Source organism: Streptomyces sp. HUAS ZL42, from assembly GCF_040782645.1.
GTDB lineage: Bacteria > Actinomycetota > Actinomycetes > Streptomycetales > Streptomycetaceae > Streptomyces.
In genome coordinates this window covers 2,881,487-2,904,236 of sequence record NZ_CP160403.1, presented here as the reverse complement: position 1 = coordinate 2,904,236, position 22,750 = coordinate 2,881,487, and the positions used below count along the sequence as shown (strand labels likewise).

The window sequence follows — 22,750 nt, the reverse complement described above, 5'->3', positions numbered from 1 at the left end:
ACACACACACACACACACACACACACACACACACACACACACACACACACACACACACACACACACACACACACACACACACACACACACACACACACACACACACACACACACACACACACACACACACACACACACACACACACACACACCACACACACACACACACACACACACACACACACACACACACACACACACACACACACACACACACACACACACACACACACACACACACACACACACACACACACACACACACACACACACACACACACACACACACACACACACACACACACACACACACACACACACACACACACACACACACACACACACACACACACACACACACACACACACACACACACACACACACACACACACACACACACACACACACACACACACACACACACACACACACACACACACACACACACACACACACACACACACACACACACACACACACACACACACACACACACACACACACACACACACACACACACACACACACACACACACACACACACACACACACACACACACACACACACACACACACACACACACACACACACACACACACACACACACACACACACACACACACACACACACACACACCCCCCCCCCCCCCCCCCCCCCCCCCCCCCCCCCCCCCCCCCCCCCCCCCCCCCCCCCCCCCCCCACACACACACACACACACACACACACACACACACACACACACACACACACACACACACACACACACACACACACACACACACACACACACACACACACACACACACACACACACACACACACACACACACACACACACACACACACACACACACACACACACACACACACACACACACACACACACACACACACACACACACACACACACACACACACACACACACACACACACACACACACACACACACACACACACACACACACACACACACACACACACACACACACACACACACACACACACACACACACACACACACACACACACACACACACACACACACACACACACACACACACACACACACACACACACACACACACACACACACACACACACACACACACACACACACACACACACACACACACACACACACACACACACACACACACACACACACACACACACACACACACACACACACACACACACACACACACACACACACACACACACACACACACACACACACACACACACACACACACACACACACACACACACACACACACACACACACACACACACACACACACACACACACACACACACACACACACACACACACACACACACACACACACACACACACACACAGTCTGCACGAAGAGCACGATGTAGAAGAACATGCCGAACATCGCCGCGGCCAGGCTCAGCATGATCACATACGTGCCCGACCGGTTGCGGTCGGCGAACATCCGCAGGGGGGTGATGGGCTCCTTGGCCCGCGTCTCGATGAACGCGAAGGCCAGCAGCAGGACCACTGCGGCGCCGAAGGACCCGATGGTCAGACTGTCCCGCCAACCCTCGTCCGCAGCGCGGATGAAGCCGTAGACGAGGGTCGCCATTCCGGCCGTCGAAGTGAGCGCGCCCGCGATGTCGAAGCGGCCGGTGTGTCGTTCGGACTCGCTGATGTACAGCGGTGTGAGCACGGCGATCAGTACGCCGATCGGGACGTTGACGAAGAGCACCCACCGCCAGTCGAGCCACTCGGTGAGCATGCCGCCGGCGAGCAGGCCGATGGCGCCGCCGCCCGCGGAGACGGCGGCGAAGACGCCGAACGCGCGGTTGCGCTCAGGGCCCTCGGGAAACGTGGTGGTGATGAGCGCCAGCGAGGTGGGCGACGCGATGGCTCCACCCATGCCCTGAAGGACGCGCGCCGCGAGCAACTGCCAGGGTTCCTGGGCAAGTCCGCCGAGCAGCGAGGCGAAGGTGAACAGCAGGATGCCGGTCATGAAGACCCGGCGCCGGCCCAGGATGTCACCGGCCCGGCCGCCGAGCAGCAGCAGCCCGCCGAAGGTGAGGGTGTAGGCGCTGACGACCCAGGTGAGGTCGGTGGTGCTGAACTTGAGCGCGTCTTGAATGTGCGGGAGCGCGATGTTCACAATCGTCGCGTCGAGTACCACCATGAGTTGGCAGGCCGCGATGACGGTGAGAGCGATGCCGGGATGTCCCTCCCGGCGAGCCGCACCTGGTTTCTGGTCCTGAATCAACTGAGAGGTTGTCACTATGGGTCCCCCACAAAGGCTTTAGTGAACGCTCGCGTTCACTGTCGCGTCAACGGTAGTGAGTCCCCGGTAGTGAACGCAAGCGTTCACTGTGTCCGTCGTCGTGTGGCGGCGTCCCCCACTGCCGTGCGGCGCCTTCTCCGCTCCCCGGAATCCCACCCCCCCTGCTCGCTGGAGACACTCAGATGGTTACTTCGCGCTGGACGGCCGCCCCCGCTCAGACGGCCTCCCTTCGCCGGCGCGGCGCCGTGCTCGAACGCGCGATTCTCGATGCCGCGCTGGAGCAACTCAGCACGGTCGGCTGGAACGGCCTGACGATGGAAGGAGTCGCGGCCGGTGCCCAGACGGGCAAGGCCGCGGTCTACCGCCGCTGGCCGTCCAAGGAGGATCTCGTCGCAGACGCGTTGCGGGCCGGATTGCCGCGCTTCGACGAGGCGCCCGATCTGGGCGACGTGCGCGAGGACCTGCTCGCGCTGTGCCGGAACGCGCGCGACGCGATGTTCTCGCGGCCCGGCTTCGCTCTGCGGTCAGTCATTCACGAATGCGACCCTGCTCAGGTGGAGCGCTTTCATGGCGTCATCTTCGGGGGTGTGGTGGAGCCGACGATCCAGCTTCTGCGTCAGGTCATCGGCCGTGGAATAGAGCGAGGCGAGGTGCGTCCGGACGCGGCGAACGGCTACGTTTTTGACGCCATGCCCGCCATGATGATGTACCGATCGAAAGTGTGCTCAAGCGAATGGAATGACCAAGATCTCGAGGAGATGGTCGACCAGTTGATGTTGCCGCTGCTACGTCCGAGCGGCGTGTGAGTACAGCCGTCGGCGGGCCTGAGCCTGCTTGGCGGACCAGGGTGTCGCGGGGTGATTCCGGCGGCGTACGCTAAGGGCGCCATGCCGTACGAACCTCCTACTCACACCGTCGAGCGCTCCCTCCGCGCCACGACCGGAGCGAAGGTCATTGCCGGTGTCGACGAGGTGGGGCGCGGTGCGTGGGCCGGTCCCGTCACCGTCTGTGCGGCGGTCACCGGACTGCGCCGGCCCCCGGAAGGCCTCACCGACTCCAAACTGCTCACCGTCAAACGGCGTACGCTGCTCGCCGGAGAACTGCAGAAGTGGGTGACGTCCTACGCCCTGGGGCACGCCTCCCCGGAGGAGATCGACGATCTGGGGATGACGGCCTCGCTGCGGCTCGCGGCGGGGCGCGCTCTGGAGAGCCTGCCGGTCCGCCCGGATGCGGTGATCCTCGACGGGAAGCACGACTACCTCGGTAATCCCTGGCGGGTCCGTACGGTGATCAAGGGGGACCGATCGTGTGTGGCGGTCGCGGCGGCCTCGGTGATCGCCAAGGTTCAGCGCGACAAAATGATGGCCGAACTGGGTATCGAACATGCAGACTTCGGTTTTGCGGACAATGCCGGGTATCCGTCGCCCGTGCACAAGGCCGCACTGGAGGAGCGGGGCCCCACCCCGTACCACCGGTTGTCGTGGGCGTATCTTGATGCGCTGCCCCAGTGGCGGCACCTCAAGAAGGTCCGCACCTGGGCGGACGGAAGCGTTCCGGAGATCGAGGGTCAGCTCGGCTTCGACTTCTGACGATTCCACTCGCACTGTTGTGCCACCCGCTGGCGCGAGCCGCACCAACGTTTGATAAATAACACCTCATGCCTCTCATTCCCGAGGAGCCTCAGATTCACGAGAGTGCCCAGGGTCCCCGCGCCACTCCGGCCAGCGGCCGCACCGCGCCGACCCCTCGCCCTGTACCCGGCCCCCGTCCCGCGGCTCCGTTGCGCCCCGGCCGTCCCGGCCTCGTCCGGCCCGCGCCGCCGGTGCAACGTACGCCGCGCGAGGTGGCCGCTGCCAAGCCCGGCCCTTCGGGCCCGGCCGCCCCTGCCGCTGCCGCTCAGGCTTCGGCGACCCCCCAGATCCAGCTGATCCCGGCCTCGGTCGAGGGCGCGCTCGACGCCGCCGAGGAGGCCGTGGACCTGCTTCTGGAGTCCGGCCGTGCCCCCGGCGACGTGCTGGTGATCACCACCGGCGAAGCCCACCCCTGGGCCGCCCACGAGCTGTCGTTCGGTGAAACGTCCTACTGGGCCCAGCACGATGCCCGTGACGACGTGTTCTACGCCGACGCCGCCGTGGCGAGCCGTGCCGCGTCCCGCCCCGTGGTCGTCGTCGCCGTCAACGGTGGTTCCGACACCGCGGCCGCGACCGCCCTGCCCGTGGCTCTCGGCCGGGCCGGTGCCCTGCTGATCGTCTGCGGCGATCCTCAGCAGATCAACTCGGTGCTGGGCGCAGGCGTCTGAATCGGCTCCGATACGCCCGGGCGCGGGGCGCCCGGGGGTGACGGAGCCGGTGCCGCGGCGGCACCTGCGCGGTGGGGGTTTCGGCATGCGCGGAGGACCGCGGGTGCCCGGTGCGTGCACCGAGTTGCCGAGTCGGCCGTTGTGCTCCGCATCCACGGGCCCCTCGCGGGCCCCGCCGCTGTAGGCCCTCGTCTGGCCCCAGCGGGCCCCGCTGCTGTGGGTCCTCGTCGCCGTATGCCGGACTGCGATGTCGTGCTGCCCGCGAGATTTCGTTCGCGCGGGCACGAGGGCCGATCCTCAGCGCAGGTGCCGAGTGGGTCGCCCTCAGCGGGCGGCTGCGCGCCGCAGTACCTCCGAGGCGGCACCGCCGGTGCGGGGCAGTGGCAGCGGTGCGTCGGACATGGCGAACGGCTCCGGCGCCGAATCCGCGTTGGGACGGCGGCCGCCGCGGCCCTCGCCGAGAACCTGCCAGCCGTCTCTGGTCAGCGTGATGTACGCCCCGCAGCGCAGCCCGTGCAGGGTGCAGGCGTCACGCAGGCCCCACATCCACGCGCCGTCCTCCTCCGTCCAGCGGGCGTCGCCCTCGCGGCAGTAGAGCAGTACAGCGGTGCGGACAGGTGTGCGTCGCCGCAGGTCGTGCGGGATGACCCGGCGCAGCTGGGCCAGCAGCGCGTTGCGGAACATCCAGCCGTCGGCAGGGGCCGACCGCCGGGTGAACGAGGCGCTCGCCCGCAGCCGTTCGTCCGGGTCGAGCACGGCGACGATCGCGGTCGCAGGCTTCGGAAGGTGCCGGGCGTGCAGTCCGCTGACGACCTCACGAGGGTTGCGCAGCAGGGGAATGCCGGCGGCGGACCACTCCGCGGGCTCGAGCAAGCGGTTGGCGGAAGCGGCGGACGCGGACGTCGACAACGGTGCCGCCGAGGACGGCGCGAATCCGAAGGTCACGATCCTCCCTTCGGCTACGGCCCACACTGCGGGCGAGTCGGATACGGGGGAGCGCGCACCGCAGCAGAGCCCTACCGGACCACGGACGAGCCGCGCGGGGAGCGGACTTCAATTCTTCCTGTCGAACTTGGATGCGGCAACGAGCAATTGGGGCCACCGTCTCTTATCTGGCGGTGTGTGCCTTATATCCCTACCCGGTGATTCGACGGGCGACGCGTGGGCCGTCAGTGCACGGCACGTTCGTACCTCCTGTGGCGCGGAGCGTCCAGAGTGATGAGGCTCCGGGCCGCGTCACCCCGAGGCGCAGGTCATCCCTGGACGGCCAGGACCAGGGGCAACACCCCCTGGGCACCGGCCTGTCGGAGCATTCGGGCCGCGACCGCGAGGGTCCAGCCCGTCTCGGTGTAGTCGTCCACGAGGAGGACCGGGCCCCTGTTCTCGGCGAGAGCCGACGCGAGTCCCGGCGGCACGCTCAGTGCCCCGTCGAGTGCCTTGAGACGCTGGGCGCTGTTGCTCCGGGAGGCCCGGGAGGCGTCGCCGGAGTGCTCCACGGTGCCCAGCAGCGGCAGCCGGCCGATGTCCGCGATGCGCGCGCCCAGCGAATTGATCAGCTGGGGACGCGTGCGCGAGGCGACGGTGACCACGCCGATCGGGCGGGGCTGGGCGTCCGCCGCTCCCGAGGCCCAGCCGCCGGGCCCCTTGGCCCAGTCGGCCAGTACTCTCACCACGGCCTTCGCGACATCGTCCGGAACGGGCCCGTCAGGTGCCTGCGGCGTGAACATCGGCCGCAGCCGGTTGCCCCAGCCGATGTCCGACAGACGCCCCAACGCCCTCCCCGACGCCGCCTGTTCACCCGCCGGAATGCGTCCCTTGAGGCCGACGCCGATTGCGGGAAGCCCCGTCGGCCACATGCGGCGGGGTTCCACTTCGACACCCGCCCGGCCGAGGTCGACCCGGGCGGCGTCCAGAGCGGCCGTGGAGGTCGCCGCGGTGAAACGGGCGCCCACGCAGTTGTCGCAGCGCCCGCAGGGCCTCGCGCCCTCGTCGTCCAGTTGGCGCTGCAGGAACTCCATGCGGCAGCCCGCCGTCGAGGCGTACTCGCGCATCGACTGCTGTTCGGCCTTCCGCTGGCGCGCGACCCACTCGTATCGCTCCGACTCGTACGACCACGGCTGCCCGGTGGCGATCCAGCCGCCCTTGACCCGCCTGACCGCGCCGTCCACATCGAGGACCTTGAGCATGGTCTCCAGCCGGGAGCGACGCAGCTCCACCAGGGGCTCGAGGGCGGGCAGCGACACGGGCCCGTCCGCGTGCGCGAGCACGTCCAGCGTGCGGCGCACAAGGTCCTCGGGCGGGAAGGCGAGCGAGGCGAAGTACTCCCAGATCGCCTCGTCCTCCTTCCCGGGAAGGAGGAGCACCTCCGCGTGCTCGACGCCACGTCCGGCGCGGCCGACCTGCTGGTAGTAGGCGATGGGGGAGGACGGCGAGCCGAGATGCACGACGAACCCGAGGTCGGGCTTGTCGAAACCCATGCCGAGGGCGGAGGTGGCGACCAGCGCCTTGACCTTGTTGGCGAGCAGGTCGTCCTCGGCCTGTTGCCGCTCGGCGTTCTCCGTCTTGCCGGTGTACGCGGCGACGGTGTGCCCGCGTTGCCGCAGGAAGGCGGTGACCTCCTCGGCGGCGGCCACGGTGAGCGTGTAGATGATTCCGGAGCCCGGCAGGTCGTCGAGATGGTCGGCGAGCCAGGCCATCCGGTGCGCGGCGTCCGGAAGCCGCAGCACACCCAGGCTCAGGCTCTCCCGGTCCAGCGAGCCGCGCAGCACCAGCGCGTCCGACGTACCCCCGGTGCCGAGCTGTTCCGCGACATCGGCCGTCACGCGCGCGTTGGCGGTGGCGGTGGTGGCCAGGACGGGAACGCCCGGCGCAAGGTCGGTGAGCATGGTCCGCAGCCGCCGGTAGTCGGGACGGAAGTCGTGGCCCCAGTCGGAGATGCAGTGGGCCTCGTCCACCACGAGGAGGCCGGTCGCGGCGGCCAGCCTGGGCAGCACCTGGTCCCGGAAGTCGGGATTGTTGAGGCGCTCCGGGCTCACGAGCAGGACGTCGACCTCGCCCGCGGTGATCTCTCCCTGGATCGTGTCCCACTCCTCGGTGTTCGAGGAGTTGATGGTCCGGGCATGGATGCCGGCCCGGGCCGCGGCCTCGACCTGGTTGCGCATCAGCGCGAGCAACGGGGAGACGATCACCGTGGGCCCTGCGCCCTGGGCGCGCAGGAGCGAGGTCGCCACGAAGTAGACCGCGGACTTGCCCCATCCGGTGCGCTGGACGACGAGTGCCCGGCGCTTGTCGGCGACCAGAGCCTCGATCGCCCGCCACTGGTCCTCTCGCAGCCGTGCCGTGCCCGTGACGTCCCCGACGAGGCGGGCGAGGACCGCATCGGCGGCTGCCCGGAGATCCGCGTTGCTCGTGTGCTCCATGAGTCCATACAACAGGACGGCGCCGACAATCCTGGTGCGGTCGTCCTCGCCTCGGACAGAGTGGCATGTCCCTGGTCAGACTTATCCACAGGGCAAAGCGGAACTTCATGATCCGCGAGATCGTCGGCGCATGACGAATCACGGCGAAACCACTGGATCCTTCGAGAACGGCGAGATTGCCGGATACGAGAGGAGCGGATCCCGCGACACACATGAGACGTACGACGCGGCGGCCGGCAGTCATCAGGTCACCTTGCGCACCCCGGCCGAACTGGCCGACGCCCTGCCCTATCTGCTCGGGTACCGCCCGGAGGACAGCATCGTCCTCGTCGCCCTTCATGACAGGGGCGGCAAGGGGAGGTTCGGCGGACGCGCCCGGCTCGGCATCCCCGCCAACCGGGACGACTGGGAGTCCGCGGCCCGGCAGCTGGCACAAGGGCTGGTGGCGGGCAGTGAACGCAGGGGCTCGCGGCCCGAGCAGATCGTCGTCTTCCTCTGTCAGGAACCCGCGAAGGGAGAGTCTGGGCGGCAGGTCAGGGAACGGCTGGCACCACTGGCCCACGAGCTGCGCCTGGCGTGCGGTGTACTAGACGTACCCGTGATCGAGGCGCTGTGCATCTCCGAGGGGCGCTTCTGGTCGTACTGCTGCGGGAGCGAGGGCTGCTGTCCGGCCGAGGGCGCTCCGATGGGCCTGCCCGGAACCTCCGTGCTGGCCGCTGCGGCCACCTACGCCGGGATCCAGGTCCGCGGCACTCTCCGCGAGTTGCGGGCCAGGCTGCTTCCCCAGGAGACGGCCGCCGCACTCGAGCAGGAGGTCGCCCTGGACACCGCCGGAATGGCGCTGGTGCCCAGGATCCTCGACGATGCGAGTCGCGTGGCCGTGACCGAGGAGACGGTGGCACTGGCCGAGCGGGTCATGCGGCGCTTCGCCGAGGCGGCCCCGGTCTCCGGCGCGCTCATGGCCGACAGCCGTGACGACGAACTGCTCGGGCACGACGAAGCGGCGAGGCTGATCCTCGGCCTGCAGGACCGTACGACCCGCGACCGTGCGGCCGAGTGGATGGAGGGCGACGAAGCCGGACCCGCCCTGCGCCTGTGGCGGGCGCTGGCCCGCCGCTGCGTCGGTCCCTACGGAGAACACGCCGCGGCGCCCCTCACCCTCGCCGGATGGGTCGCCTGGTCGACCGGTGACGACCTCGAGGCCAGGGAAGCCCTGGCCATGGCGTTGGGCGCCGATCCCGACTATCTCTTCGCCCGCCTCCTGCATCAGGCCTGCAACGAGGGCCTCGACCCCGAATCCGTCCGCCGCTGCCTCCGCTCGGAGCGAGGGGGGCGTGGCCGTCCGGCGGGCGAGGGGTCCGGCGGTGCCGATGAGAGGACCGGCAGTTCGGAGGGCGCCGAGGGCTCCGACGCGAGTGACGGTGGGGAACGCTCGGTGCCGCGCGACGCCGCGCCCGAACCCGCTGCCCTTCCGGCACTCGAGGCACCGGCGCGTCGCCGCCGACGTGCACGTCCTGCCGGGGCCACCGGGGAAGGAGCGGTGCCCGGCATGAATGCCCGTCCTCGTGCGCGGGCGGCGGGAGGTACGCGTCCGCGCGGCTCAGGGAAAGGAGTCGTACGACGCCACAGCGGCGATTCCGGAGGGGCGGGCGCTGCGAGCCATGACGGCGGCAGGGAGGGATGATCAACGCGGAGGCGCGCAACCGAACGCCCGGGCAGCATCGGTTACCGCCGAAGGATCCGGTGGGAGGGTCCGGGCAGCCGGCCCGGCTGAATGAACGCCGTCGCCGGCGGCAGGTCGAGGGCCCGGTGTCGTGCCACGAGTGGCAGGACGGGCCGCCCGCGGGCGCCGGTGGGCTGGGCGGTTGGCTGCTCGCCGGAACCCGCCGCGCCGCGGACGCGCCCCTCACCGTAGTGTCGGCCGGTCCGGCCTCGCCATGGTCGACAAGGCGGCCGCCGGACTGCGATGGGAACTGCGGCCCCGCACTGGGCAGGCTCGCGCGAAGGCCGGGACAAGGAGGTGAGAGCCCATATCGGGCCGAAGTGGATCAGTCGCCGATGCGGCTGGTGAAGGGCGTGTTTATCGTCAGGCAGACGACTATGATCGCCGCATGCCCTACGACCCGTCAGCCTTTCCGCCCTTCGCTGTCACCGTGGATCTGGTCGTGCTGACCGTGCGCCGCCATGCCCTGTGCGCGCTGGCGGTGCGCAGGGGTGAGCCGCCCTTCCAGGGGCGGTGGGCGCTGCCCGGCGGATTCGTACGGGCCGACGAGGACCTGGCGCAGGCCGCGGCACGCGAACTCGCCGAGGAGACCGGGCTGCGCGCGCACGACCCTGCCGCCCCCGCCCAGGGCAACGGCGCCCACCTCGAGCAACTCGCCACGTACGGCGACCCCAAGCGCGACCCCCGGATGCGCGTGGTCAGCGTCGCCCATCTCGCGCTCGCCCCGGACCTGCCCGCGCCCCGCGCCGGCGGCGACGCCAGCAACGCGCGCTGGGCGCCGGTCGAGGAACTGCTGCAGCAGGCCGGTTACGGCCGCGACGGCGAACCGGTCGCGCCCCTTGCCTTCGACCATGCGCAGATCCTGGCGGACGGGGTGGAGCGCGCTCGTTCCAAGATCGAGTATTCGTCGCTGGCCACGGCGTTCTGCCCCACCGAGTTCACGGTCGGCGAGCTGCGTCGCGTCTACGAGGCGGTGTGGGGTGTGGCCCTCGACCCCCGCAACTTCCATCGCAAGGTGACGGGCACGCCGGGCTTCCTGGTCCCCACCGGCGGTACCACCACCCGCCAGGGCGGCCGTCCGGCCCAGCTCTTCCGGGCCGGCGGGGCGACCCTGCTCAATCCTCCGATGCTGCGCCCCGAAGTGTGACTCCCCGCCTCTGAAATCGCCTGCGCACACTGGCTCGACAGGGTTGATCCCCTTCTTGAAGCAGGCCGCGCGATGCCCGAAAAACCGGATATAGCGCGCTATCTTGCTGTGAGTGATCCAGGCCTTCGGACTGACCAGCAAACCCCGCAAGGAGCTTCCGCCCGCCGTCGACGACGTCTCCTTCGAGGCGCACGCCGGCCGTGTCACCGCGCTGCTGGGAGTGCCCGGCGCGGGCAAGACAACGGCACTGAGACTCATGCTCGAACTCCAACGGGGCCGTGGCATGACCTACTTCAGGGGCCGCCCCCTGCACCGCATCGCCCATCCGTCACGTGAGGTCGGGGTCCTGCTGGGCGACGTGCCCGGTCACCCGGCTCGTACCGTGCGTGGCCATCTCCGCCTGCTCTGCGCCGCTGCGGGCGTTCCGGCACGCCGTGCCGACGAAGTCCTCGAGGTGGTCGGGCTCGTCAGTCTGCGCGACGAACGCCTCGGCACGCTCTCACGTGGCATGGACCGCCGCCTCGGTCTGGCCTGTTCCCTGCTTGCCGATCCGCACACCCTCGTGCTCGACGAGCCGGCCCACGGTCTCTCCACCCGCGAAAGCCGTTGGCTGTACGGCATGCTGCGCGCACACGCGGACCAGGGCGGCACGGTTCTGCTGACCACAGCCGACCCCAAGGAGGCCGCCCGTACCGCTGACCGGGTCGTCACCCTGGAACGGGGCAGACTCGTCGCCGACCAGGAGGTCGCCGACTTCGCCCGCACACGGCTGCGTCCTCGCGTCGCCGTCCGCACCCCGCACGCCGCCCGCCTGGCCGCCCTGCTCACCAAGGAGGCACGTACCGCCCGCCGCTCTGTCGAGGTCGTGGCGGAGGGTGGCAGCCGGCTCTCCGTGTACGGCAGTACCTGCGCCGCCGTGGGCGAAACCGCGTTCCGCCACGGCATCCTCGTCCACCAAATCGCCGACGAGATCGGCGACATGGGACCGGGCGCGGAGGAGGCAGCCCCGGGTGAGCCTCACTGCACGGCAGAGTTGAGCTCAGTCGACGGGCAACAGCTCGGACGCGCTGTCGGCGACGATGCGCCTGCGGCTGAGGACGCGGCGTCGCCGCACACGCCCGCAGCGACTGCCGAGGGCGTCACGGCAGGTGATCCCCACAGCTCATCCGCGTACGCGCGCGATGAGGTCGCCGAACAGGCGTCCTCCACGACGGGCGCCGCATCCACGGAGGACGTGCTCTCCGCCGAGGCGCACACCACCACCCAGCCACGCCCGCCCGCCGAAGCCGACGCCACAGAAGGCCGTTCACCCACCGAGATCGGCGACATCGCCCCACCGAAGCCCGCCGAAGCAGGAGACATCACATCCCACCGGCCGACCGAAGCCGACGCCCTCGATCCGGCTCCGACCACCTCGGTCCGCACCTTCGACGACACCCGAACCTCCGCGACCCCCGGCTCACACTCCGCGGCCTCGACCCTCCGTCGGGCCGAAGTCCGCTCCGACGTCCCGTCCCCTCTCCCACCTCCCATCTCCGTCCGCTCCGCCCCCAGCCCCCTGCGCCCCCTCCGCTACGAAATCCGCCGTGCCGCCGGAATCAGCACCGGGTTCGTCACGGGTGCCGCCGTGCTTGTCACCTCGGCTCTCACCACCCTGCTCCTGGCCCGCATCGGCCACACCCCGCAGCCCCGGCTGCTGGCCGCCTGGCCACAGGCGCTGCCTCTGCCGCCTGCGGCCCTCGGTGCGGGACTGCTCGGCGCCCTCGCCTTCGGCGACGAGTTCCGCCACCCCGCCCTGGCCGTGGACCGCGGCACAGTGCCCCGCCGGCTGGGGCTGCTCACCGCGAAGCTTCTCGTCGCCGGCGCCACCGCTCTGCTGCTGGCCGTGCTCACGGTGGGCTGCGACGCCGAAGTGCTCTATCTCCTGTACGGACGGGAGCTCACGCAGGTTCCCGCGGACTGGCTCTCGCAGAGCGCGAGTTGGATCGGCCTGGTGGTGGGGTGCGCCTGGGCCGGAGTCCTGGCCGCCGGCCTCTTCCGGTCCACCACTGCGGGGCTCGCGGCGGTGGTCGCCGTGCCGATCGTCGTCGTACCCGTCGTGCAAAGGCTCGCGCAGGGTCCGTCCGTACGGGACGCGGCCGGGCTTCCGATGCGGCTGCGGGAGGTGCTCCTCCTGCAGTGGCCCTTCGGGGGAGACCGCTATCTGGTCGCTGCGGCGAAGCTGATCGCCCAACCCGTGGGCAGTGCGCTGACGTTGTCGCTTACCGCTCTCCTGTGCGCATTTCTGCTCACGACCCTGCGCAGCAGGGTCCGATGACGACCGTCCCCGCCCATCCGTTCCCCGGCCTGCGCACAACTCCCCGGAGAACGCCCATTTCTTTCCGATAAGGCGTCAATTGCGACGGGGTGAGCGATCACCCTTTCGTGTGCTTTTCACCAAAGACCTCAAGGGAGTTGGGAGCGGCGCCGACAAAGGATCCGTGACTACCCTTGCGCACACCATGATGACCACCGCCCGCTCCGCCGACTCCGGTCTGGCCGGCCCGGGCGAACTCGACCGCTACCCCTACGCCGAGGCCTCCGTCGCCGACCGCGTCGGAGCCCCCGCGTGGGACAGCGCGGAACCTGAGCTCGGCCGCGTGGGCCGACGCGCCGCGGGCAGTCGCGGACGTGGGCTGCACGGCCAACTCGTCCAGCAGCTCGGTCAGATGATCGTCTCGGGCGACCTGGGCGCAGACCGCCCGCTGGTGCCCGAGGAGATCGGCCAGCGCTTCGAGGTCTCCCGCACCGTCGTCCGCGAGTCTCTCCGCGTCCTGGAGGCCAAGGGCCTGGTCAGCGCCCGCCCGAACGTCGGCACGCGCGTGCGCCCCGTCAGTGACTGGAATCTCCTCGACCCGGACATCATCGAATGGCGGGCGTTCGGGCCGCAGCGCGACGACCAGCGCCGCGAGCTGAGCGAACTGCGCTGGACGATCGAGCCGCTCGCCGCGCGCCTCGCCGCCGGGCACGGACGCGAGGACGTCCAGCAGCGGCTGGCCGACATGGTCGAGATCATGGGTCATGCCATGGGGCAGGGCGACGTGCTGACCTTCTCCCGCGCCGACGCCGAGTTCCACACGCTGCTCATCCAGGTCGCGGGCAATCGCATGCTGGAACACCTGTCCGGGATCGTGTCGGCCGCCCTGCAGGTCTCCGGCGGCCCCGTCACCGGCTGTGACAGGCCGAACGAGGCGTCCCTGGTCCACCACGGAAGGATCGTCGACGCCCTCGCGACGGGCGACGGGGCGGCGGCGGAGGCGGCCATGCGCCAACTACTCACGGTCCACCCCGAGGTGGAGCGCGTGGTCCCCGCGCCGCGCGAGCACTGACCGCGCACCGCGGGTGGCGCCGCCGGAAGTGTCTCCCCCCTCCTGAGACACCACTCGGCCGGCGAACCGCCCCCGTCGGACCTCGCAGCGGCCTACTGGTTGCTGCGAGGTCCGATGATGCGAGGAGACAGTCTGAGGTGAGACCGTAAATGCGGCACCACGATCCCCGCTCAGGACCCTTGATGACCTTCTCTGCCCTTGTCTGACCGATTTTGAGTGGTTACGGGGTGTGACTCGGGCCACGCAGATTGGGCGTAACGCTCGTGGAAACAGCGCGATGACCTAAGAGGTGACAGCCGCGGAGGGAATACGGACGCCGTTCCAGGCGCTGTGAATCTTCCCCGGCCCCCGCCCGCGCCGTCGGCCCATCCCCAGGCCGGTGGTCGGCTCCTGTCCGTCGTGGATGGGGCCGGAAGCCGTTTTCCAACGTTCCGAGAGGTTGTTCGTGTCGGCCAGCACATCCCGTACGCTCCCGCCGGAGATCGCCGAGTCCGTCTCTGTCATGGCGCTCATTGAGCGGGGAAAGGCTGAGGGGCAGATCGCCGGCGACGATGTGCGTCGGGCCTTCGAAGCTGACCAGATTCCGGCCACTCAGTGGAAGAACGTACTGCGCAGCCTCAACCAGATCCTCGAGGAAGAGGGTGTGACGCTGATGGTCAGTGCCGCGGAGCCCAAGCGCACCCGAAAGAGCGTCGCAGCGAAGAGTCCGGCCAAGCGCACCGCCACCAAGACGGTGGCAGCGAAGACGGTGACCACCAGGAAGGCCACCGCCACCACGGCCGCCCCGGCCGCGCCTGCCGACCCTCCCGCTGTCGATCCCGCCGAGGAAGCCGCGCCGGCCAAGAAGGCCGCTGAGAAGAAGGTCGTCGCCAAGAAGGCGGCGGCGAAGAAGACGGTCGCCAAGAAGACGGCGGCCAAGAAGACCAGTGCGAAGAAGGACGACGCCGAGCTGCTCGAGGAGGAGGTCCTCGAGGAAACCCCCAAGGGCGGCGAAGAGCCCGAGGGCGCCGAGAGCGCAGGTTTCGTGCTCTCCGACGAGGACGAGGACGACGCGCCGGCCCAGCAGGTCGCCGCGGCCGGCGCCACGGCCGACCCGGTCAAGGACTACCTCAAGCAGATCGGCAAGGTCCCCCTGCTCAACGCCGAGCAGGAGGTCGAGCTCGCCAAGCGGATCGAGGCCGGTCTGTTCGCCGAGGACAAGCTGGCCAACGCCGACAAGCTCGCTCCGAAGCTCAAGCGCGAGCTGGAGATCATCGCCGAGGACGGCCGCCGCGCCAAGAACCACCTCCTGGAGGCCAACCTCCGTCTGGTGGTCTCCCTGGCCAAGCGCTACACCGGCCGCGGCATGCTCTTCCTGGACCTCATCCAGGAGGGCAACCTCGGTCTGATCCGCGCGGTCGAGAAGTTCGACTACACCAAGGGCTACAAGTTCTCCACGTACGCCACCTGGTGGATCCGTCAGGCGATCACCCGCGCGATGGCCGACCAGGCGCGCACCATCCGTATCCCGGTGCACATGGTCGAGGTCATCAACAAGCTCGCGCGCGTGCAGCGCCAGATGCTCCAGGACCTGGGCCGCGAGCCCACCCCGGAGGAGCTGGCCAAGGAGCTCGACATGACCCCGGAGAAGGTCATCGAGGTCCAGAAGTACGGCCGCGAGCCCATCTCGCTGCACACCCCGCTGGGTGAGGACGGCGACAGCGAGTTCGGTGACCTCATCGAGGACTCCGAGGCCGTCGTCCCGGCCGACGCGGTCAGCTTCACGCTCCTCCAGGAGCAGCTGCACTCCGTGCTCGACACCCTGTCCGAGCGTGAGGCCGGTGTGGTCTCCATGCGGTTCGGTCTCACCGACGGTCAGCCGAAGACCCTCGACGAGATCGGCAAGGTGTACGGCGTCACGCGCGAGCGCATCCGCCAGATCGAGTCCAAGACCATGTCGAAGCTGCGCCACCCGTCGCGCTCCCAGGTCCTGCGCGACTACCTCGACTAGGTCGCAGTCGTACGGCGCCGAAGGCCCGGTCTTCCGTCAGGGAGCCGGGCCTTTGTGGCGAGTCCCGGGTGCGGGGCCGAGCGATCGGGATCACTCTGGGTGTCCCATGATCACCCCAGAGTGAGGAGCGCGCATGCGTCGTCCCTTCCCGCGGGCGCTGGCCCGGCAGCTGATCCTGGCCACCACGGCAGCGGCCCTACCGCTGGTGTCCGCTGTCCCCGTGTCCGCCGGCAGTGTTGTCGTCGGCGGTTTCCCGGTCGACATCTCCGCGAGCCCGTGGGCGGTCGCGCTGTCCAGCCGTGACCGGTTCGGAGGTATGAGATCCGGGCAGTTCTGCGGCGGCGTGGCGATCGGCCCCAGAATCGTGCTCACGGCGGCCCACTGTGTGGGCGACGACGTCCTGGGCGCGCCACCGAACCGTGTGCGCGACTTCAAGGTCATCACGGGGCGCACCAACCTGCTGTCGGCTCAAGGGCAGGAGATCCCTGTACGCGACATCTGGGTGAATCCGGGCTACGACGCCTTCAGCAATGGCGGGGACTTCGCCGTACTCACTCTTGCCGAACCCCTCCCGAGGGCCGCGGTCATCAGGATGGCCGCCTCGGGCGATCCTGCGTACGCACCGGGTACGGGGGCCACGGTCTACGGCTGGGGGGACACCACCGGCGTAGGTGACTACGCGCACGGCCTGCGGGCGGCGCGCGTGCAGGTGCTGCCCGACGCCCGGTGCCAGGCGGCGTACCCGGGCAACGGCAACGGCAACGGCACGTACCGCGCACGGACCATGGTCTGTGCCGGGAAGCCGGAGGGAGGCCCCGATGCCTGCCAGGGGGACAGTGGTGGGCCGCTGGTCGCCCAGGGCCGGCTGATCGGGCTTGTGTCGTGGGGGAGCGGCTGCGGTCGGGCCGGGAGTCCTGGCGTCTACACACGCGTCTCGGACGCCGTGCGGGTCCTGAGTCGCAGCGGGGGGTCGCGGGGCGCGCACACGGCGTCCAGCGGGTCCTGAACGCTACAACTGCCTACCACGACGGGCGGCCGCCCCTGGGGTCAGGGGCGGCCGCCCGTACACCGGCCTGTGCCGGAGCTGGCTCGTCGTGGACGCGCAGATCAGCGCTCTTCGGCGGAGGCGGTTGCGGGAACGACTGTCAGCCGCTCCGTCTCGTCCTGTATCTCAGCGGCGATCTTCTTGAGTTCCGGCTCGAACTTGCGGCCATGGTGGGCGCAGAAGAGCAGTTCTCCGCCGCTCAACAGGACGACGCGCACGTACGCCTGTGCGCCGCAGCGGTCGCAGCGATCAGCGGCCGTCAGCGGGCTCGCGGGGGTCAGAACAGTAGTCACGTCGCCTCTTCTCTAGCTCGACGAGCTGTCGTACCAGGGTCAACATCCAACCAGCCCCAAAACGTTCCCGCTCGTGGCTTCTCCTCGAAAAAATCTCTCCCGAGGTGGCCGTCTGCTGCCGGTTTGGCGGCGAATGTGCCGTATTGCGTGTCTGTCGTGTCTTACGGTTTCGCGCTGTCGGTCAAGGTCGGTCCTCCCCGGCTGGGTTGCCGGTTTGTTCATGAGGACGTGCCCGGAGCCTAAATGGTTCATGCCTCCAAGGGAACGTGATATGTACTTCACTCCATCGAGGGATCGAACATGCATACGACTCTGGACTACCCTGAGTTCAGACGAGGGTTGCGTTACAACGGCTCTACCAGGCCTCGGTACCCTCTGAACGGCTACCGAAGCCGCGCCCTTACCCAAGAGGGCCTCATCTGAAATTCAGCGAGGAGCGAACCGCGTGACCGCCGAGACGTCCGTGCCGTCCACAGCGCTGCTGGCAGGAGCAGACCGGGACGGTTCCAACTACACCGCGCGGCACCTGCTCGTCCTCGAGGGCCTCGAGGCCGTGCGCAAGCGCCCGGGCATGTACATCGGATCGACCGACAGTCGCGGTCTGATGCACTGCCTCTGGGAGATCATCGACAACTCCGTGGACGAGGCCCTCGGCGGCTACTGCGACCACATCGAGGTGATCCTCCACGACGACGCCTCCGTGGAGGTGCGCGACAACGGCCGGGGCATCCCGGTCGACGTCGAACCCAAGACCGGCCTCTCCGGCGTCGAGGTCGTCATGACGAAGCTGCACGCCGGCGGCAAGTTCGGCGGCGGCTCGTACGCGGCCTCCGGCGGTCTGCACGGCGTCGGTGCCTCCGTGGTGAACGCTCTCTCCGCCCGTCTGGACGTCGAGGTCGACCGCGGAGGGTACACCCACGCGATCAGCTTCCGGCGCGGCGTCCCCGGCGCATTCACCGCGGATGGGCCCGACGCCAAGTTCGACGCCAAGAGCGGCCTGCGCAAGGCCAAGAAGATCCCCAAGACGCGCACCGGCACGCGCGTGCGCTACTGGGCCGACCGACAGATCTTCCTCAAGGACGCCAAGCTCTCCCTGGAGACCCTCCACCAGCGCGCACGCCAGACGGCGTTCCTGGTCCCCGGTCTGACCATCGTCGTCCGCGACGAGTACGGCCTCGGCGAGGACGGCAGCAAGGGCGAGGAGTCCTTCCGCTTCGACGGCGGCATCAGTGAGTTCTGCGAGTACCTGGCCACCGACAAGCCGGTCTGCGACGTCCTCCGCTTCACCGGCCAGGGCACCTTCAAGGAGACCGTGCCGGTCCTCGACGAGCACGGCCAGATGACGCCCACCGAGGTCACTCGCGAGCTCGGCGTCGACGTCGCGCTGCGCTGGGGTACCGGCTACGACACGACCCTCCGGTCGTTCGTCAACATCATCGCCACCCCCAAGGGCGGCACCCACGTCGCCGGCTTCGAGCAGGCCGTGGTCAAGACGATGAACGAGGTCCTGCGCGCCAAGAAGCTGCTGCGCGTCGCCGAGGACGACATCGTCAAGGACGACGCCTTGGAGGGCCTCACCGCGGTCGTCACCGTCCGCCTCGCCGAGCCGCAGTTCGAGGGCCAGACGAAGGAGGTCCTCGGAACCTCGGCGGCCCGCCGGATCGTGAACACCGTGATCTCCAAGGAACTCAAGGCGTTCCTCACGTCCACGAAGCGGGACGCCGCCGCCCAGGCCCGTGTGGTCCTGGAGAAGGCCGTCGCCGCCGCCCGGACGCGCATCGCCGCCCGCCAGCACAAGGACGCGCAGCGCCGCAAGACCGCGCTGGAGTCCTCGTCACTGCCGGCCAAGCTCGCGGACTGCCGCAGCGACGACGTCGACCGCAGCGAACTGTTCATCGTCGAGGGCGACTCCGCGCTCGGTACGGCCAAGCTCGCCCGGAACTCCGAGTTCCAGGCGCTGCTGCCGATCCGCGGCAAGATCCTCAACGTCCAGAAGTCGTCCGTGACCGACATGCTGAAGAACGCCGAGTGCGGCGCGATCATCCAGGTCATAGGGGCGGGGTCGGGCCGGACCTTCGATATCGACGCGGCCCGCTACGGCAAGATCATCATGATGACCGACGCCGATGTGGACGGCTCGCACATCCGCACCCTGCTCCTGACGCTGTTCCACCGATACATGCGGCCCATGGTCGAGTCGGGCCGGGTCTTCGCCGCGGTACCGCCGCTGCACCGCATCGAGCTCGTCCAGCCCAAGAAGGGCCAGGACAAGTACGTCTACACCTACTCGGACCGCGAACTGCGGGACAAGCTCATGGAATTCCAGAGCCAGGGCATCCGGTACAAGGACTCCATCCAGCGCTACAAGGGTCTCGGTGAGATGGACGCCGACCAGCTGGCCGAGACGACGATGGACCCGCGTCACCGCACCCTGCGCCGGATCAACCTCTCCGACCTGGAAGCCGCCGAGCAGGTCTTCGACCTCCTGATGGGCAATGACGTGGCGCCGCGCAAGGAGTTCATCTCCAACTCGGCGGCGACGCTGGACCGGTCGCGCATCGACGCGTAGCCGCTGCGCTCGGCTTGGGCCGGGCGTAGGGCCGGGTGGATTCAGCAGGGGCCGGTGCCGCGGACTCGGGCCGGCGAAGGGCGCCCCGCGGGCCTCTCCACCCGTGGGTGGAGCCCGCCGGTGTTCGGGGATCCACCCGTGATCCACCCGGGCTCCGATCTGCAGCCCAGCGCATTTCCGTAGCGTCGAAGGCGTCGGCAGCACTCGCTGTCGGCATCCCCTTTGCCGTTCACGGAGGCTGTGGTGTCCGGGCTTGTCGAGGCGTTGCTGATCGTGGCCGTTGCCGTCCTGGTGATCGTGCGCCAGTTCCGCGCCCAACAGGTCGGCACAGACCGACGCCGGTGGCTGGCGCCCGTGGTCCTGGCCGTCATAGCCCTGCGCGAACCCGGCATACTCGATGCCCACCACCGCACCGAGTCGGCCCTCCTGCTCGGCGCCGAACTGCTCATCGGCCTGGCCACCGGCGCCGGCTGGGCCTGGACCACCCGCGTGTGGGTGGAGACGGACGGCTCCGTGTGGAGCAGGAGCACCAAGGCGAGCGCGGCGGTCTGGATCGTCGGAATCGGCCTGCGCATCGGCCTCTTCGCGGGCGGTTCGGTGCTGGGTGTGCATCAGGACGGCTCGGCCCTGCTGCCGGCGCTTGCCGGTACCTTGCTGGTCCGCTCGGGGCTCCTGGCCTTGCGGGCGCGGTCCCTGCAGCCGACTCCTGCGCGCGGCTCGGCCTACGGTGACGACATGACCCGGTCCGCGAGGAAGGAGCGTGTGTGACGGAGAACGTCTGGACACGCTGGCCTTCCCAGGAGGCGCTCGGGCGCGAGGGAATCTCACGGCCCCGGCGACTGCTGGCCTGGACGGTGCGGCTGCTCGTTCTGGGCCTGCTGCTGTGGGGCGCCTTCACCGGCGACCACGTGCGCGGCTGGGAGGCGTTCGCGGGAGCGGTGGGGGTGCTTCTGGCGGCGCTGCTCGCCTGGGCGTTCTTCCGCAGCACGCTCCAGCACCGGTTCTGGCCGTCGCTGGGGTCGTTCGCGCTGCTGCAGGGCGTCGCCGTCGTGGCCCAGGTCACGGGGTTCCGGGTGCCGGCACTCGTCATCTGGTGCGGGTGCGCGGTCTCGGCACTGGAGCGGTTCCCCGCGGCTGTCGCTCTGCCCGCCGCAGGAATGGCCCTCGGCTCGTACGGCGTCGTCAGCAATGACGACCTGCTGACGACTCTGGTCACCGGCATCGGTATCGCCCTCGCCGGATACACGCTGCGCCTCGACGCCGAGGCGCGCGGCAACGCACAGCGGCTGCTCGCCCAGGAGCGTGCCGCGCGCCTGGCAGAGGCGCAGTCGGCGGCGCTGGCGGAGCGGGCCCGCATCGCGCGGGAGATCCACGATGTGCTGGCCCACAGCCTCTCGGCGCAGCTCGTGCACCTGGAGGCGGCGCGACTGCTGATCGAGCGCGGAGCCGATCGGGAGCAGATCCTCGACCGTGTGGTGGCTGCGCGGGGCATGGCCCGCGACGGTCTCGCCGAGACCCGGCAGGCACTCTCCGCGCTGCGCGGCGAGCTGACCCCGCTGGAGGACTTCCTACGCGGGGTCGTCGGCGCGGCGGACGGCGCCGAGCTCACCATTACGGGTGAACGCAGACCTCTTTCCGCCGAGGCGTCCCAGGCCGTGCGCAGGGTCGCTCAGGAAGCCCTGACCAACGTCCGCAAACACGCCCCGAGCGCCAAGGTGCACGTACAGATGGACTATGGCGCGCACGGGGTGACGCTGGATGTGAGGGACTCGGGGGGCCTGCCGGGGGAGCTGGACGGGGCTGGGGCTGGGTACGGTCTGCTGGGGATGCGGGAGCGCGCCGAGCTGCTCGGCGGTTCGCTCCGGGCCGGGCCGGACGAGGAGGGGTTCGTGGTGACGTTGCAGGTGCCGGCATGACGGAGGAGGACGGCAGGAAGCCGGCGCGCGTGGTGGTGGCGGACGATCAGACCGTCGTCAGGGAGGGCATCGTGATGCTGCTGGGGCTGTTGCCCGGGGTCGAGGTCGTCGGCGCCGCGGGGGACGGGGACGAAGCGGTGAAGCTGGTGGCAGAACTCGACCCGGACGTGGTCCTGATGGACCTGCGGATGCCCCGCTGTGACGGGGTCGAGGCAACGCGGAGGATCCGGGCGGAGCATCCCAGGACGCAGGTGGTGGTGCTCACGACGTACGCCGACGACGACTCGCTGTTCCCCGCGCTGAGAGCGGGGGCGCGCGGGTACCTCACCAAGGACGCCGGCGGGGACGAGATCGTGCGGGCCGTGCACAGTGTGCTGTCGGGGGACGCGGGGCTGTCGCCGAGCATCCAACGGCGACTGCTGGAGCGGCTGTCGGACCCCGAGCCGCGACCGGCGGAACCGGCAGAGGCGCCGGACGGGCTGACCGCGCGGGAGACCGAGGTGCTCGTGCTGATCGCCGAAGGCCTCAGCAATCAGCAGATCGCCCGCAAGCTGCATGTGTCCACCGCGACCGTGAAGACCCACATCAACAACATGTTCGCCAAGACGGGACTCAAGGGCCGGGCCCAGGCTGTGCGTTACGCGTATGCGAAGGGAGTGGCGCGGCCACCAGCGGGTTAGTCACCTGATGGGGTGAAGAGC

16 protein-coding genes and 1 pseudogene are annotated in these 22,750 nt (G+C 69.1%); 13 read left to right on the top strand and 4 right to left on the bottom strand.

Annotated elements, in window-relative coordinates; all coding sequences use genetic code 11:
* Nucleotides 1–1,368: 1,368 nt before the first annotated feature.
* A pseudogene (locus tag ABZO29_RS13295) lies at nt 1,369–2,277 on the bottom strand (MFS transporter); the annotation flags it as partial.
* Nucleotides 2,278–2,462: 185 nt separating this feature from the next.
* On the opposite strand from ABZO29_RS13295, the gene ABZO29_RS13290 reads away from it, so the two are divergent.
* The 3 genes from ABZO29_RS13290 to ABZO29_RS13280 all read left to right on the top strand — a co-directional run bounded on the left by ABZO29_RS13290 (nt 2,463) and on the right by ABZO29_RS13280 (nt 4,579).
* Entirely contained in the window at nt 2,463–3,086 is a 624-nt protein-coding gene (locus ABZO29_RS13290) for a TetR/AcrR family transcriptional regulator (protein ID WP_367320399.1), read from the top strand.
* An 81-nt stretch (nt 3,087–3,167) separates the two neighbouring features.
* Entirely contained in the window at nt 3,168–3,869 is a 702-nt protein-coding gene (locus tag ABZO29_RS13285) for a ribonuclease HII (RefSeq protein ID WP_367320398.1), read from the top strand.
* A gap of 68 nt (nt 3,870–3,937) precedes the next feature.
* Nucleotides 3,938–4,579: a hypothetical protein gene (locus ABZO29_RS13280; protein ID WP_367320397.1), complete on the top strand. Its 642-nt coding sequence runs from the start codon at nt 3,938–3,940 to the stop codon at nt 4,577–4,579.
* Nucleotides 4,580–4,903: 324 nt separating this feature from the next.
* On the opposite strand, the gene ABZO29_RS13275 is transcribed toward ABZO29_RS13280, so the two are convergent.
* Both ABZO29_RS13275 and ABZO29_RS13270 read right to left on the bottom strand, forming a co-directional pair.
* Nucleotides 4,904–5,524 carry a hypothetical protein gene (locus ABZO29_RS13275; protein WP_367320396.1) on the bottom strand — a complete coding sequence of 207 codons (621 nt, stop codon included), beginning with the start codon at nt 5,522–5,524 and terminating at the stop codon, nt 4,904–4,906.
* Between the two features lie 308 nt (nt 5,525–5,832).
* Complete coding sequence (locus tag ABZO29_RS13270) at nt 5,833–7,998, bottom strand: RecQ family ATP-dependent DNA helicase (protein ID WP_367320395.1); 2,166 nt, start codon at nt 7,996–7,998, stop codon at nt 5,833–5,835.
* A 130-nt stretch (nt 7,999–8,128) separates the two neighbouring features.
* On the opposite strand from ABZO29_RS13270, the gene ABZO29_RS13265 reads away from it, so the two are divergent.
* The 6 genes from ABZO29_RS13265 to ABZO29_RS13240 all read left to right on the top strand — a co-directional run bounded on the left by ABZO29_RS13265 (nt 8,129) and on the right by ABZO29_RS13240 (nt 17,232).
* Nucleotides 8,129–9,682, top strand: coding sequence for a DUF4192 domain-containing protein (locus ABZO29_RS13265; protein ID WP_367320394.1), 1,554 nt, complete (start codon nt 8,129–8,131; stop codon nt 9,680–9,682).
* 427 nt (nt 9,683–10,109) lie between these two features.
* Nucleotides 10,110–10,868: an NUDIX domain-containing protein gene (locus ABZO29_RS13260; protein WP_367320393.1), complete on the top strand. Its 759-nt coding sequence runs from the start codon at nt 10,110–10,112 to the stop codon at nt 10,866–10,868.
* Nucleotides 10,869–10,980: 112 nt separating this feature from the next.
* On the top strand, nt 10,981–13,185 hold the full coding sequence (locus ABZO29_RS13255) for an ATP-binding cassette domain-containing protein (protein ID WP_367320392.1): 2,205 nt from the start codon (nt 10,981–10,983) through the stop codon (nt 13,183–13,185).
* 163 nt (nt 13,186–13,348) lie between these two features.
* Nucleotides 13,349–14,236, top strand: a complete 888-nt coding sequence (locus ABZO29_RS13250; protein WP_367320391.1) for a FadR/GntR family transcriptional regulator — start codon at nt 13,349–13,351, stop codon at nt 14,234–14,236.
* Between the two features lie 445 nt (nt 14,237–14,681).
* Nucleotides 14,682–16,226 carry an RNA polymerase sigma factor gene (locus ABZO29_RS13245; protein WP_367320390.1) on the top strand — a complete coding sequence of 515 codons (1,545 nt, stop codon included), beginning with the start codon at nt 14,682–14,684 and terminating at the stop codon, nt 16,224–16,226.
* Nucleotides 16,227–16,359: 133 nt separating this feature from the next.
* Nucleotides 16,360–17,232, top strand: coding sequence for a trypsin-like serine protease (locus ABZO29_RS13240; protein WP_367320389.1), 873 nt, complete (start codon nt 16,360–16,362; stop codon nt 17,230–17,232).
* 101 nt (nt 17,233–17,333) lie between these two features.
* On the opposite strand, the gene ABZO29_RS13235 is transcribed toward ABZO29_RS13240, so the two are convergent.
* Nucleotides 17,334–17,564 (bottom strand): hypothetical protein, encoded by a 231-nt coding sequence (locus ABZO29_RS13235; RefSeq protein WP_367320388.1) that lies wholly within the window; start codon nt 17,562–17,564, stop codon nt 17,334–17,336.
* A gap of 445 nt (nt 17,565–18,009) precedes the next feature.
* Here ABZO29_RS13235 and ABZO29_RS13230 point away from each other — a divergent pair, with 445 nt between their 5' ends.
* The 4 genes from ABZO29_RS13230 to ABZO29_RS13215 all read left to right on the top strand — a co-directional run bounded on the left by ABZO29_RS13230 (nt 18,010) and on the right by ABZO29_RS13215 (nt 22,729).
* Nucleotides 18,010–20,133, top strand: a complete 2,124-nt coding sequence (locus tag ABZO29_RS13230; protein ID WP_367320387.1) for a type IIA DNA topoisomerase subunit B — start codon at nt 18,010–18,012, stop codon at nt 20,131–20,133.
* 243 nt (nt 20,134–20,376) lie between these two features.
* On the top strand, nt 20,377–20,901 hold the full coding sequence (locus ABZO29_RS13225; RefSeq protein ID WP_367320386.1) for a DUF1453 domain-containing protein: 525 nt from the start codon (nt 20,377–20,379) through the stop codon (nt 20,899–20,901).
* Nucleotides 20,898–22,049, top strand: coding sequence for a sensor histidine kinase (locus ABZO29_RS13220; RefSeq protein ID WP_367320385.1), 1,152 nt, complete (start codon nt 20,898–20,900; stop codon nt 22,047–22,049). The genes ABZO29_RS13225 and ABZO29_RS13220 overlap by 4 nt, the downstream gene beginning before the upstream one ends.
* Nucleotides 22,046–22,729, top strand: coding sequence for a response regulator (locus tag ABZO29_RS13215; protein WP_367320384.1), 684 nt, complete (start codon nt 22,046–22,048; stop codon nt 22,727–22,729). The genes ABZO29_RS13220 and ABZO29_RS13215 overlap by 4 nt, the downstream gene beginning before the upstream one ends.
* Nucleotides 22,730–22,750 lie beyond the last annotated feature (21 nt).